This window comes from Pseudoalteromonas sp. 19-MNA-CIBAN-0066 (assembly GCF_040308705.1).
Classification (GTDB): Bacteria; Pseudomonadota; Gammaproteobacteria; order Enterobacterales; family Alteromonadaceae; genus Pseudoalteromonas; species Pseudoalteromonas nigrifaciens.
The window spans coordinates 1-12831 of record NZ_JBEONZ010000055.1 but is presented as its reverse complement, the minus strand read 5'-3'; the positions used below and the strand labels follow the sequence as shown (position 1 = coordinate 12831).

Annotated in this window: 16 protein-coding genes; 6 read left to right on the top strand and 10 right to left on the bottom strand. The window is 41.4% G+C overall.

Features of this window, described 5'->3' with window-relative positions; all coding sequences use genetic code 11:
* Positions 1-377 precede the first annotated feature (377 nt).
* Entirely contained in the window at positions 378-917 is a 540-nt protein-coding gene (locus tag AAEZ18_RS17460) for a gamma carbonic anhydrase family protein (RefSeq protein ID WP_011326765.1), read from the top strand.
* 4 nt (positions 918-921) lie between these two features.
* On the opposite strand, the gene AAEZ18_RS17455 is transcribed toward AAEZ18_RS17460, so the two are convergent.
* Entirely contained in the window at positions 922-1176 is a 255-nt protein-coding gene (locus AAEZ18_RS17455) for a DUF1488 family protein (RefSeq protein ID WP_011326764.1), read from the bottom strand.
* Positions 1173-1997, bottom strand: coding sequence for a shikimate dehydrogenase (gene aroE / locus AAEZ18_RS17450; RefSeq protein WP_011326763.1), 825 nt, complete (start codon positions 1995-1997; stop codon positions 1173-1175). Before aroE ends, AAEZ18_RS17455 begins: the two co-directional genes overlap by 4 nt.
* A gap of 54 nt (positions 1998-2051) precedes the next feature.
* Between aroE and AAEZ18_RS17445 the strand changes: the two genes are divergently transcribed.
* Positions 2052-2489: a group II truncated hemoglobin gene (locus AAEZ18_RS17445; RefSeq protein ID WP_011326762.1), complete on the top strand. Its 438-nt coding sequence runs from the start codon at positions 2052-2054 to the stop codon at positions 2487-2489.
* A gap of 61 nt (positions 2490-2550) precedes the next feature.
* Here the strand turns inward: AAEZ18_RS17445 and hemF are convergent, their stop codons facing one another.
* The 6 genes from hemF to AAEZ18_RS17415 form a co-directional block, all read right to left on the bottom strand.
* A complete protein-coding gene (hemF, locus tag AAEZ18_RS17440) occupies positions 2551-3501 on the bottom strand; it encodes an oxygen-dependent coproporphyrinogen oxidase (RefSeq protein WP_041454628.1) in 951 nt (316 codons plus the stop codon).
* A 1-nt stretch (position 3502) separates the two neighbouring features.
* A complete protein-coding gene (gene tsaC, locus AAEZ18_RS17435) occupies positions 3503-4066 on the bottom strand; it encodes an L-threonylcarbamoyladenylate synthase type 1 TsaC (RefSeq protein ID WP_179807559.1) in 564 nt (187 codons plus the stop codon).
* Positions 4067-4090: 24 nt separating this feature from the next.
* Entirely contained in the window at positions 4091-4666 is a 576-nt protein-coding gene (locus tag AAEZ18_RS17430) for a DNA topoisomerase family protein (RefSeq protein ID WP_011326759.1), read from the bottom strand.
* Positions 4667-4914: 248 nt separating this feature from the next.
* Complete coding sequence (locus AAEZ18_RS17425; RefSeq protein WP_350595010.1) at positions 4915-5388, bottom strand: DUF494 family protein; 474 nt, start codon at positions 5386-5388, stop codon at positions 4915-4917.
* Between the two features lie 289 nt (positions 5389-5677).
* On the bottom strand, positions 5678-6766 hold the full coding sequence (gene dprA, locus AAEZ18_RS17420; RefSeq protein WP_089367527.1) for a DNA-processing protein DprA: 1089 nt from the start codon (positions 6764-6766) through the stop codon (positions 5678-5680).
* 28 nt (positions 6767-6794) lie between these two features.
* A complete protein-coding gene (locus AAEZ18_RS17415; protein ID WP_011326756.1) occupies positions 6795-7916 on the bottom strand; it encodes a LysM peptidoglycan-binding domain-containing protein in 1122 nt (373 codons plus the stop codon).
* Positions 7917-8034: 118 nt separating this feature from the next.
* On the opposite strand from AAEZ18_RS17415, the gene def reads away from it, so the two are divergent.
* The 4 genes from def to trkA all read left to right on the top strand — a co-directional run bounded on the left by def (position 8035) and on the right by trkA (position 12292).
* Positions 8035-8538 carry a peptide deformylase gene (def, locus tag AAEZ18_RS17410; RefSeq protein ID WP_011326755.1) on the top strand — a complete coding sequence of 168 codons (504 nt, stop codon included), beginning with the start codon at positions 8035-8037 and terminating at the stop codon, positions 8536-8538.
* A gap of 36 nt (positions 8539-8574) precedes the next feature.
* Entirely contained in the window at positions 8575-9540 is a 966-nt protein-coding gene (gene fmt / locus AAEZ18_RS17405) for a methionyl-tRNA formyltransferase (RefSeq protein ID WP_086996430.1), read from the top strand.
* Entirely contained in the window at positions 9533-10828 is a 1296-nt protein-coding gene (gene rsmB / locus AAEZ18_RS17400) for a 16S rRNA (cytosine(967)-C(5))-methyltransferase RsmB (protein WP_011326753.1), read from the top strand. The genes fmt and rsmB overlap by 8 nt, the downstream gene beginning before the upstream one ends.
* Positions 10829-10915: 87 nt before the next feature.
* Positions 10916-12292 carry a Trk system potassium transporter TrkA gene (gene trkA / locus AAEZ18_RS17395; RefSeq protein WP_011326752.1) on the top strand — a complete coding sequence of 459 codons (1377 nt, stop codon included), beginning with the start codon at positions 10916-10918 and terminating at the stop codon, positions 12290-12292.
* Between the two features lie 75 nt (positions 12293-12367).
* Here the strand turns inward: trkA and AAEZ18_RS17390 are convergent, their stop codons facing one another.
* The gene (locus AAEZ18_RS17390; RefSeq protein WP_086996434.1) at positions 12368-12583 is read right to left on the bottom strand and encodes an EF-hand domain-containing protein; all 216 of its coding nucleotides are present in this window, start codon (positions 12581-12583) and stop codon (positions 12368-12370) included.
* 68 nt (positions 12584-12651) lie between these two features.
* Positions 12652-12831: EF-hand domain-containing protein (locus AAEZ18_RS17385; RefSeq protein ID WP_350623872.1), on the bottom strand; the 180-nt coding region annotated here is incomplete at its 5' end.

Here is a 12831-nt window from a genome sequence, read left to right as displayed (position 1 = left end):
ATATTGTTAAAGAACGTTTTGAGTCGCTTTAGCGTCTCAAGGGATGCGTATAATACATCCTTTATTTTTCGAGTCAATACTTTGTTTTAAACTTTCTTTCGACAATTTAAAACCGAAGTTTTATTTAACTCTCTGAGTAGTTCGCGTCTCGCTATGCTTCGGCGTTTCCCTTCTCAGTGGGGTCGCATTATAGGGAGATCCGAAAACAGATCAAGCATTTTTTACTGAAAAACTAAAAAAAAACGACGTTCGCTCAGTAACTGAGCTAAAGCGCCTAAAACTGATAGTTTTATAAACAATTACTGCTTTTGTGGCACTTAAATAAGCTCTGCTGTTACACTCTTAATTTAATATAACTGTTAGTTAAAGGTGCAGATATGACAATCCGTTCTTATAAAGGTGTTATCCCTTCATTTAATGCGTCTGTTTATATAGATGAATCATCGGTATTGGTTGGCGATATTACTTTGGGTGATGATAGCAGCGTGTGGCCGTTAGTTGCTGCCCGTGGTGATGTAAACTATATACGCATTGGTGAGCGTACTAATATACAAGATGGTAGCGTGCTGCATTTATCGCGAGCAACCAAAAGTAACCCCGAAGGTTATCCGCTTATAATTGGTGATGATGTAACGGTTGGGCACAAAGTTATGTTACATGGTTGTCAGTTAGGTAATCGTATATTGGTGGGAATGGGCGCAATTATTATGGACAATGCCATTGTTGAAGATAATGTGATTATTGGCGGGGGTTCATTGGTGCCACCAAATAAGCGTTTGGAGTCTGGTTACTTATATGTAGGCAGTCCAGTTAAGCAAGCTCGAGCGCTTACCGAGCAAGAGCTTACATTTTTAAAAGTATCTGCGGATAACTATGTACTGCTTAAAAATGAGTACTTAAGTGACGACGTTATATAAGCACTTAGCTAATTAAGCTGACTTCTATTTGGCCTGCCGAGTTGTAACTTTCATCTTCGATAAGTTGCTCGGCGCGCTCTTCGTAATCAAAACGATTTTTTTCAAAATAACTTGTTGCATGACTTTCATCGGTCAAACCTAAACTACTTACCGCAATAACACATTCCACCAGCATGCCATTTACTTGTGCAAAAAAGACTAATTGGTGCGCTGGCTCTCTAAATTCTAACCTATCTATAAATTGTATTGCTTGGTTCATGTAAGTGCTCCCTGTTTTAGTGCATTAACGACAGGTAGTATTGCAGGCATTTTATTACGCCATACATAATATGCCTGGGCAGCCTGACCAACTAGCATGCCGCTGCCATCCAACAATTTAGTCTTACTATTATACTGCGCTACCCAATTCATAAAAATGGTATTTTGCAGTGAATAAAACATGTCATACGCTACTTCACAGTTAGTAATATGTTTTTGATCAAGTGCTGGAAGCTCGTCATTCATACTGCTAGAGGTAGAGTTTATGATAAGCGCATAATCGTTTTCTGGTAGATTGTTAAAACCATAACCCGATACATTCCCATGTTGAGCAAACAACTTTGCTAAATTTTGTGCTTTTTCGGCGGTACGATTAACAATAACAACTTCCTGTGGTTGATGATCCAGCAAGGGTAAAACAACCCCCCTTGCAGCCCCGCCTGCGCCTATTATTAAAATACGTTTACCGGTAATACTGACATTATTAGCCAGCAGATCGCTTACAAAGCCGATGCCGTCGGTGTTATCGCCTAGTAACGTGCCGTCTGCTTGCTTTTTTAAGGTATTTACTGCACCGACAATTTTAGCTAATGGTGTGAGCTCATCTGCCATTGCAAAAGCCTGCTCTTTAAAGGGCATAGTTACATTAGCTCCCTTACCGCCTTGAGCAAAAAAATTTGATACTGTTTTTTCAAAGTTATCGATAGGTGCTAAGATTGCGCGATAGTCGATTTGCTCACCTAAAGAGATAGCAAATTGTTTATGTATCGCGGGGGATTTTGAATGTTTTATTGGATTTCCAAAAACCGCATATTTGTCCATTTTAAAGCAACCTCTTTGCAGTAGTAATACTGCCTATTAACGATGATAAATAATATGATTAAACGACTTTTTTCAAAATCTAAGCCCGCCACAATAGAGCAAACACCCACACCTGAAAAAACACCTTATGAAATACTAGGTGGAGAAGCAGGCGCACTTGCTATTGCAAATAGATTCTACGATATTATGGCTACAGATGAATACGCTAAACCATTATATGATATGCATCCTCTGCCATTAGATAGAATTCGCCAAGTGTTTTTTGAATTTTTATCTGGCTGGTTAGGCGGCCCAGACCTATTTGTAGCAAAACATGGCCATCCTATGCTGCGTAAACGCCATATGCCTTTTACCATTGATCAAGACTTGCGCGACCAATGGATGTACTGCATGAATAAAACATTAGACCTTGAAGTAGATAATCCATTACTACGAGAAGGCCTTAAGCAATCGTTTGGACAGCTAGCGAGCCATATGATTAACCAGCATTAACGCATAACGCTAAATACAAAAAAGGCGCTATGTAGCGCCTTTTATATTTACACGAGAAGCCTTAAAGCTGGCACTCTCTAGCAATTAAATCATTTGGTTGTGTACTCAACCATTGCTGAGGGCGTAAGTAATACTGGTATAACTTAGCCTCAGCACTCTCTGCGTTGGGAGTGTAGTTATACTCCCAACGCGCTAACGGTGGCATAGACATTAATATAGATTCGGTGCGACCACCCGTTTGCAAACCAAACAGAGTGCCTCTATCCCAGACTAAATTAAACTCTACGTAGCGGCCACGACGATAAAGCTGGAAGTCGCGTTGCTGCGCTGTGTATTCATCTTTTTTACGACGCTCTATAATAGGTAAGTAAGCCTCTAAAAAGCCATTACCTACTGCTTGCGTAAAGGCAAAGCTTTGCTCAAAACCCAGTTCATTTAGGTCGTCAAAAAATAACCCACCTACACCGCGTGTTTCATCGCGATGCTTTAAATAAAAATATTCATCGCACCAGGTTTTGTACTTTGGATACAACTCATCGCCAAATGGTGCACATAAGTCATGTGCTACTTGATGCCAATGTACTACATCATCAAGTACAGGATAAAAAGGGGTTAAGTCAAAGCCACCACCAAACCACCATATTGGTTGTTCGCCCTCTTTTTCGGCAATAAAAAAACGCACATTGGCATGACTGGTTGGTATATGTGGATTTTTTGGATGAATAACCAATGACACACCGCAAGCATGAAAGCTTCGCCCTGCAAGTTCGGGTCTGTGTGCGGTTGCAGATGCGGGCATAGAGGCACCAAATACATGCGAGTAGTTAACACCGCCTTGCTCAATAATATTACCATTAGTGATAACGCGTGTACGTCCGCCGCCGCCTTCGCTACGCTGCCAGTTATCTTCTATAAACTTAGCTTTACCATCGGCTGCTTCAAGGCCTTGGCTAATAGTGTCTTGCAAAGCCATAAAGTAGGCTTTTACTTGCTCTAATAATTTACTTTGCATATTAACCTCTAAATACTTTGCCATTCATGGCATCTTTAATTGTACTTGGTTGCGTATTACCACCGAGTGGCTCATCAACATAATAACCTACCTGCTCAGTAAACTGGCTTTTAGCCTCGGCAATGCTTAATACTGTATTTTGACCGCTTAAATTAGCGCTAGTTGATACCAGTGGCTTACCAAACTCTTGGCATAAGCGCTTTACGGTTGGATGGTTAGTCACCCTAACTGCAATAGTGTCATACTGCCCAGTTAACCACTTTGGGGTGTTTTTAGCTGCGGGCATAACCCAAGTAATCGCATTTGGCCAACTTGAAAAAATGTCGGCACGTTTATCCATTGGGATTTTGGCATCATCTACATATTTTAATAACTGCCCGTAGTTATCGGCAATTAAAATAAGGCCTTTTTCGACCGGGCGCTGTTTAATAGCCAGTAGTCGCTCAACTGCTTGTTGATTATCTGGATCGCAACCTAAGCCATATACAGCTTCTGTAGGGTATAAAATCACTTCGCCTTGCGCTAAACATGTTATAGCAGCAGCTATAGTAGATTGATCTGACAAAATCGTCTCCAGGAGTTTTAAACGTTATTCAGTGGCTGCAAGTTTATGCATACAACTTTTTTGCGGGCATTGTAACACAGTGCTATTAGCCATTTTTCTCTCAATCAGCAGTGGCCAGTTACATTCTGGGCACGATTGCTCAACCGGTTTATTATTCAGCGTATATTTACAGCTTGGGTAGCAATCGCATGAATAAAATATTTTACCAAATTTATTACTACGTGAAACTAAACGGCCTTTTTTACATTTAGGGCAACTAGGTAATGGCTCTTCATTTTGCTTTGCCTCGTTTTCATTGGCAATGTAATGACACTCTGGATACCCTGTACAACCAATAAACATACCGTAGCGGCCATTTTTTACCACCAGCTGCTTACTACATTGTGGACATGCGGAATCTTCTAGCACTTTTATTTCACTGCTATCGTGATGCGCCAACGGGCGAATAAAATCGCACTTGGGGTAGCTGGCACAACCTAAAAATGGGCCTGATTTACTATTGCGGATCACTAACTCTGAACCACATTGTGGGCATATCTCATATTCTTTTTCTAGGGCGTGCTTATTCGCCGAGAAAAGCGAATGGTCGATTTTACTCATGGTGATCCTAAAGGTTGGTGAATTTTCGCCTAATATACCCAAAACACTTAAAGATACAATAGCTATACCCATTACATTAAATTAGCGGCCAATTATAGCGTAAAAAGTACGGTGCAATAATAAGGCAAAGATTATGGCATATACTTGCTATATAAATTACTTTTTCGAAAGTACTTAAGCAATTTAATTTACTCGTATGCTCATATTTTGTATTAAATAGGTATTAATAGGTATCTTGAATTTAGGTATTAGTGAAGTAAGTCGCCGGGCTGGTCAAATATAAGATCTTCCATTTGCTCACAAGCCACTTCTGCTCCGGGTATATTAAATAGCACCATTAACACCACCCACTTTAAATCGTCTAACTCTATAAAAGATTTATCTAGCGCTGCTAAGCGGTCCATTACCATTTCACGGGTAACACCGTTAGTAACGCCAATGCGTTCAACAAACATTAAAAAATTACGGCACTGCACATCCAGCATTTTGCATTCGTGGTCGGTAAATATTCTCATTGTTTGTGGCGAGTCAGTGATTAAATATGGTGATGTGTCACTATGCTGTAATTCGGCTAGCTGCTCTAGCCAATCTAGTGCTTTAAATATTTCGGCTTGATTAAAACCAGCTCGTAATAATTCATCGGTCAATTCCTTAGGTTCAATGAAGAGCCCAGCGTCGCTGTGAATATAGTTTTCAAAAAGATACATAAGCACTTCAAACATATCACCACCTCGCATTTAGCTTAAGTACTTAGTTTAGGGTCTGTTAATCTTTCAAGGTTAAATTTGCAGCAGCCTGTTTGGTATTTAGGCAAGGCAGAGCCTATGTGGTGTGGTTATTCCCCATAAATTGGCGATAACGCAGCATTAATGCCAAACAGGCGCTACCCGAAGGGTTCTGCCTAGGGGCAATTAACTCTTTGTTGCTCGGTTTTTACTTAGCCCACTAGGTTACAAACCTCGCGCCGCGATTTAATTGCCTCCAGTTTGAACAAATATTAACCCGCAAAGCTCAACAGACCCTGATGTAACCATCTAAAACTCGCTCTATTTGATCATCTAGCTCCAAGTCCAGCAATCTGGCTTGCACTTTATCAATTGGCCACTGAGCACGGCGAACAATGTCATCAACACTGGTTACCTCAAAGCCAATACTATTTAACACCTCACACTGGGAGTCTTTATTGGTTTGGGTTGACTGCTCTGGAGTTAAAAAACCACTTTGATAAGCAAAGCTCACCTCATCAAGAATATCACTTACATTCTCCACGAGCTTAGCACCTTGCTTAATTAAAAAATGACTCGCTTGGGCAAGTGGGTTTTTAATCGATCCGGGAACAGCAAATACTTCTTTATTTTGCTCCAGCGCATAGCGTACAGTAATAAGCGAACCGCTTTTAATTTCAGCTTCAACAATAAGTACCCCCAGCGACAACCCCGATATAATACGATTACGACGCGGAAAATTATGTGCATTCGCGGCAGTACCAGGTAAAAACTCACTTACAAGCAAGCCCTGCTCTAATACTTGATTTGTAAGTAGCTTATGCTGCTTAGGGTAGTAAATATCAACACCGGTACCCAGCACGGCAATGGTTTTTCCGCTGCCAGCTAAGGCCCCTTTATGCGCAGCTCCGTCTATACCGCGGGCCATGCCTGAAGTAATAGTGATTCCAGCTAAGGTAAGTTGATATGCAAACTCAGCAGCTATTTCCAGCCCGGTGGGAGTGGCGTTACGGCTCCCAACTATGGCTATTTGTGGGCTAGTTAATAACGACACATCGCCTTTGCAAAAAAGCAATAAAGGCGCACTGGCTATTTGTTTTAAATCTTCGGGGTAAGCGGCATCAAAAATACTAATAACCGTTATATTATTGTGTAGGATTAACTGTTCATAATGCGTAATTTGCTGCCAATTAGTGTGCAACAAATTAGTAGCTTGATTAGCACTTAGTCCTAATTGCAGTAATTGCTGATGAGATAAGCCAAACAATGACTCAAGGGAATGGTTTTTAGATAGTGCTAAAAGGGTTTTAATACCCAACCCTTTACACATATAAAAGGCAAGCCAGTGGGCTAGCTTGCCAGATGACTGATCCATGCTCTCTCCTAGAGCACCGACTCGCTACTTAATGAATAACTGCAATATCTCCAACGCGAATTGGGTGCTGATTTTTAGTTATTAGCGCATAACTTACGTTGTCATACACCTTAAATACAATTAACTCACCTACTTTTTCTTTCGGCATTTTCCAAACCGTACTTCCATCATCGGGTTCAGCACCAAAAAACTCGTTAGCATTTGAAATTAACTTTTCAAAGCGACTTGAGTCCTCGGTGTAGCGAGGACCACGAGGACCATCTATAACGCTTGGTGATTGGCGTTCAATATCAAGTACATGACCCACTTCTACTTGCTGCTCTGATCCTAAGTTTAGCACCACTACATCCATAGTGCTAAATTCTCTAGAATCGCTTGGCGAAGCAATAACATAACCCAATACAGCCTGGGTAGGACGATGCATATTAAAATACGCTGGTAGCATTTGCCCTTCCATTGCTGGAAGTAAAAAGTCGCCTTGTTTTATTTCGCGCTTCACCGACTCAACTCTGACCGATGCAGGCTCACCATTAGCGGCATCACCTTTTCTAAAGGCGCGAGCCATACCAACATAAGCAGCACGATTAGCAAGTACCCTTCCTGTTTCTGGGTCTAAATATGGCTTACCTTTATGATAAATTGCATAAGCTTGGTGTAACTTTAAATCGCCTTTAACGTATAAAATATGCCCTAACGTTTGTGTTTTCGTGTTCTCGTTTGCCCCTAAAATATAAGGTTTAGCTTTTATATCGTCGCTATTTATAGCTTGCTCATAAGTTATATAAGGTCTGATCATTTCTAGTGGCAAGGTGGTAATTGCATTTTTGCCTTTAGGGGTAATTCGCCCCTGAGGAGACAGCTTTCGGTACGCTTTATTTATCACTAAACGTGGATTTCCCTGCGCATCGTAGATTAATGCTAAGGCATCGCCGGGATAAATAAGGTGAGGGTTATTAATTTGCGGGTTCAATTGCCACAACTCAGGCCATAGCCAAGGTTCGTTTAAATAAACCCCAGAAATATCCCAAAGTGTATCGCCTTTTTTCACAACATACTGTTTAGGTGCATCTTTTTTTATTTTTAGCACATCAGCATAAGTAGAAAATGCAGCACCTAATGCAACGATAATTGCAATTAATGGAGATTTCATTGGGCTTCCTTGTATTGTTTTTTCATTATTATTGACCAAAACCTGTTAAAGGGGAACGCGAATGGCTAAAATAAGAGCATACAATACCCTAAATTAAGCATAAGTGTAAAAGGTAACTATGGCTACGTTAGAAGTTTTAAGATTCCCAGATGAACGTTTACGTACAATAGCACAAGAAGTTGCACATGTTGACGACCAAGTCCGTGTGATTATAAAAGACATGCTAGAAACTATGTATGATGAAAATGGCATTGGTCTTGCTGCCACACAAGTTAATATTCATCAACGCATTGTAGTGATTGACGTATCAGAAGAGCGCAACGAACCACTGGTATTAATTAATCCACAAATCATTAAAAAAGACGGTACAACCGTAAGCGAAGAAGGCTGCCTTTCTGTGCCTAACTCTTACGCAAAAGTTGATCGCGCAGAAACGGTTACTGTTGCCGCGCTTAACGAGCAAGGCGAAGAATTTGTACTAGATGCAGATGAACTACTGGCTATTTGTATTCAACACGAACTAGATCACCTTCAAGGTAAGCTTTTCATTGATTACTTATCGCCATTAAAGCGCCAACGTATTCGTAAAAAGCTTGAAAAAGAAGCCAAATTTGCAGAATAGTAATAAGCACCGTAACAAGCACCTTAGGAAAACTCAGTGACTCAACCATTACGCATTATATTTGCCGGTACGCCGGACTTTGCCGCACGTCATTTACAAGCGCTGATACAAAGCGAACACCAAATAGTGGGTGTGTATAGCCAGCCAGACCGCCCGGCAGGTCGTGGTAAAAAATTAAAAGCCAGTGAAGTCAAAGAGCTCGCACTTGAGCACAACTTACCGGTTTTTCAGCCACAATCACTAAAAACAGAAGACGCCTTAAATGAGCTTACTAGCCTTAATGCCGACATCATGATTGTAGTGGCTTATGGCTTAATTTTACCTAAAGCCATTTTAGATGCGCCGCGATTAGGCTGTTTAAATGTGCATGGTTCTATTTTACCACGCTGGCGTGGTGCTGCCCCGATTCAACGTGCTATTTGGGCAGGTGATGAACAAACCGGCGTCACCATAATGCAAATGGATGAAGGGCTAGATACTGGCGACATGTTACATATAAGCCGCTGCCCTATTAGTGCCACCGAAACCAGTGCCAGTTTATATACTAAATTAGCTGATCTTGGCCCTGGTGCACTTATTGACACTATTAACAACTTAGCGAATGGTAAAATAACCCCTGAGCCACAAAATGATGCCGCGGCTAATTACGCTAAAAAGCTCTCAAAAGACGAAGCCAATATTGACTGGTCTATGAGCGCGGCGCAAATTGAGCGTAACATTCGCGCGTTTAATCCGTGGCCGGTATGCTTCACCCAAATGGGAGGGCAGCCAGTAAAAATTTATCAAGCACATGTTGTAGAGCAATCAAGCAACCAGCCTGATAATAACGGGCGCGTTCTGTCGAGCGACAAACATGGCGTTATTGTAGGTTGTGGCGAACATGCTTTATGTATTACGCAATTACAACCGCAAGGTAAAAAACCAATGGCAATTAACGACTTTTTAAATGGTCGTAGTGACTGGGTTACTCCTGGCACAATATTAGGCGAAAATAATGAGTAATGTTCCAAACGTACGAGCGCTTGCCGCTGAAACTTTATATAACGTAGTTGATAAAGGCGCTTCGCTTAATCAAGAACTACCATTTGCCAGCCAAGGCTTGCCACCTAAAGATAAAGCCCTGCTACAGCAAATTTGCTATGGCGTTTTACGCTATTTACCAAGCCTTGAAAACTACTGCCAACATTTAGTTGAGGAGCCGTTAAAAGGTAAGCGTAGAATATTTCAGTTTTTATTGTATGTGGGCATTTACCAACTACAACACATGCGTGTTCCGCCCCATGCGGCAATTTCAGAAACTGTAAATGCACTACAACAATTGCGTGCTTTGGGTTTAAAAGGACTTATTAACGCTATTCTACGTAGTTTTCAGCGCCAACAACTTGAGCTTGAAGAAAAAGCCAAACTTATTCCGGTGTGTTTATACAATCATCCAAACTGGTTTATCAAACAAGTTAAAGAAGCTTATCCTGATAGTTGGGAAGATCTGCTTGCAGAAAACCAACAGCAAGCGCCTATGTGGCTGCGTGTAAATCAAGCGCAATACAGCACGCAAGAATACAGCGATATGCTAACAGCTAACGATATTGAGCATACACTTAACCCTGATTTTATAGATGGGATAAAGTTAGCTAAACCACGAGATGTATTTTCATTACCCGAGTTTGATACCGGTGCTTGTTCTGTACAAGATGCTGCTGCACAGTTAGCTGCGCGCTTTTTAGAGCCTAAAGATGACGACACTATTTTAGATGCCTGCGCCGCGCCGGGTGGCAAAACCTGTCATATTTTAGAATTGGCCGATGCTGAGGTACTTGCCCTTGATAGCGATGCAACTCGCCTAGAGCGTGTTAAGCAAAACTTAACTCGTATAGGCTTAGGTGCCGACCTACAATGTGGTGATGCATCACAACCACACACTTGGTGGGATGAAAAACAGTTTGATCGTATTTTACTCGACGTACCTTGCTCGGCTACCGGTGTTATTCGCCGCCACCCCGATATAAAGTGGTTGCGTCGTGCATCAGACATTGCCGATTTAGCAGCATTACAAGGCGATATACTCGATAGTATTTGGCCGCTTCTAAAGCCAGGTGGCACCTTGGTATACGCTACTTGTTCAGTACTCCCTCAAGAAAACCAACAACAAGTTGCTAAGTTTTTAGCTAATAACAATGATGTTGAGCATATTCCTCTACATGATAAAGACACGCCCACCACACCTGGTTTACAGTTACTTCCTGGTGAAAGCGATGGCTTTTATTACGCTAAACTAGTTAAAAAAATATAACCTATACAGCACACAACAATTAGCTATCTATCTTATTTTAGATAGCTAATACTTCATAGCAATAGGTACTTATAACACTGGTAAATAATGAAAATAATCATACTCGGAGCTGGCCAAGTAGGCGGCACACTAGCTGAAAATTTAGTTGGTGAACAAAACGAAATAACGGTCGTTGATATTGACGGCAACCGCTTACGCGAGCTTCAAGATAAGTATGACCTACAAGGCGTTGCTGGTCACGGCGCTCACCCAGATGTACTTCGCAGAGCCGGTGCGGAAGACGCCGATATGATTATCGCGGTAACCAGTTCAGATGAAGTAAACATGGTTGCCTGCCAAGTTGCGTATAGTATTTTTAATACCCCGACTAAAATAGCCCGAATTCGTTCTGAGCAATATTTAAAGTATCGTGAAAAGCTGTTTCATAACGATGACTTGCCGGTCGATCACTATATTGCTCCTGAGGCATTAGTAACTAAGTACATTCGCCGCTTAATAGACTACCCAGGCGCATTGCAAGTGCTGCAGTTTGCCGATGGCATGCTCTCTTTGGTTGCTGTAAAAGCTTACTATGGCGGTTTATTAGTAGGTTATGCGCTATCTACGCTTAAACAGCATATTCCCAATGTGGAAACTCGTGTAGCCGCTATTTATCGCCAAGGAAAAGCGATAAAACCTCTAGGCACAACAATTATTGAAGCCGATGATGAAGTGTTTTTTATAGCAGCCACTAAACACATCCGCGCCGTTATGAACGAACTCCAAAGGTTAGAGCGTTCATATAAAAACATTATGATTGCTGGTGGCGGTAATATAGGCGCAGGCCTAGCGCGCTCACTGGAAAAAAATCACAGTGTAAAATTAATTGAGCGCAGCAAAGAGCGCGCCGAGCAACTCTCTGAAATGCTCGACAACACGATTGTTTTTTGCGGAGATGCGTCAGACCAAGAGCTATTGTCAGAAGAGCATATAGATCAGGTTGATGTGTTTATTGCTGTAACCAACGATGATGAAGTAAATATAATGTCGGCCATGCTAGCAAAACGTATGGGCGCACAAAAAACCATGGTACTTATTCAACGCAGTGCATACGTTGACTTAGTACAAGGCGGCGATATTGATATTGCAATTTCACCACAAGAAGCCACTATTTCGGCATTACTTACTCATGTTCGCCGCGGCGATATTGTTAACGTATATTCACTACGCAAAGGTGCAGCTGAAGCTATTGAAGCTGTTGCCCATGGTGATGAAAATACATCTAAAGTAGTTGGCCGAACTGTAAGGGATATAAAACTCCCAGCAGGTACTACTATTGGTGCTGTAGTACGTAACGACGACGTGCTTATTGCCCACGACGATACCATTATTATGTCGGGCGACCATGTCATCATGTTCTTAATTGATAAAAAGCACATTAATATTGTAGAAAAACTATTTCAGGTGAGCGCTATATTTTTATAGCAGTACATTGTTGGTACTTTAAACACAAAAAAGCAGCTTAGTTAAGCTGCTTTTTTAATATAGGGTACTAAAGCTTTATTGTACTTTGGCAAACTCTTCTTTAGAAAGCTCGCCATTACCGTCAGTATCTAGCTGATCAAATATTTTTACTAACTGTGTATTTGCCGCAGCTTCTTGCTGAGAAATAACACCATCGCCGTTGGTATCAAAAGAGGCAAAATCCACTGCTGCATAGGCTGCTGCTGAAGACGCTAAAACTAAAATCGCAAGTGATGTATTTAATACTTTCATAATAATCTCCTAAAAATGAGAGGTCCTTCTCAGAAATCCCTGGCTGTGAAAAATAACCGAAAAAGTAATTAGTAGTTAGCAAACTCTGCTTTAGAAAGCTCACCGTTACCATCTGTATCTAACTCTGCAAATTGTGCGATTAAATCGGAATCTACCGACGCTTCACTTTGGCTAATTGCGCCATTACCATCTACATCAAGGGTATCAAAATCACTTGCTGCAAAAGCGGCTGATGACGATGCTAGAGC

What these genes read in the sequence shown, in the direction of transcription:
- AAEZ18_RS17415 (WP_011326756.1), bottom strand. Translation starts at nt 7,916, where the DNA reads ATGAAATCTCCATTAATTGCAATTATCGTTGCATTAGGTGCTGCATTT.
- AAEZ18_RS17425 (WP_350595010.1), bottom strand. Translation starts at nt 5,388, where the DNA reads ATGTTTGAAGTGCTTATGTATCTTTTTGAAAACTATATTCACAGCGAC.
- trkA (WP_011326752.1), top strand. Translation starts at nt 10,916, where the DNA reads ATGAAAATAATCATACTCGGAGCTGGCCAAGTAGGCGGCACACTAGCT.
- def (WP_011326755.1), top strand. Translation starts at nt 8,035, where the DNA reads ATGGCTACGTTAGAAGTTTTAAGATTCCCAGATGAACGTTTACGTACA.
- AAEZ18_RS17390 (WP_086996434.1), bottom strand. Translation starts at nt 12,583, where the DNA reads ATGAAAGTATTAAATACATCACTTGCGATTTTAGTTTTAGCGTCTTCA.
- AAEZ18_RS17445 (WP_011326762.1), top strand. Translation starts at nt 2,052, where the DNA reads ATGATTAAACGACTTTTTTCAAAATCTAAGCCCGCCACAATAGAGCAA.
- hemF (WP_041454628.1), bottom strand. Translation starts at nt 3,501, where the DNA reads ATGCAAAGTAAATTATTAGAGCAAGTAAAAGCCTACTTTATGGCTTTG.
- AAEZ18_RS17460 (WP_011326765.1), top strand. Translation starts at nt 378, where the DNA reads ATGACAATCCGTTCTTATAAAGGTGTTATCCCTTCATTTAATGCGTCT.
- AAEZ18_RS17455 (WP_011326764.1), bottom strand. Translation starts at nt 1,176, where the DNA reads ATGAACCAAGCAATACAATTTATAGATAGGTTAGAATTTAGAGAGCCA.
- AAEZ18_RS17430 (WP_011326759.1), bottom strand. Translation starts at nt 4,666, where the DNA reads ATGAGTAAAATCGACCATTCGCTTTTCTCGGCGAATAAGCACGCCCTA.
- dprA (WP_089367527.1), bottom strand. Translation starts at nt 6,766, where the DNA reads ATGGATCAGTCATCTGGCAAGCTAGCCCACTGGCTTGCCTTTTATATG.
- aroE (WP_011326763.1), bottom strand. Translation starts at nt 1,997, where the DNA reads ATGGACAAATATGCGGTTTTTGGAAATCCAATAAAACATTCAAAATCC.
- rsmB (WP_011326753.1), top strand. Translation starts at nt 9,533, where the DNA reads ATGAGTAATGTTCCAAACGTACGAGCGCTTGCCGCTGAAACTTTATAT.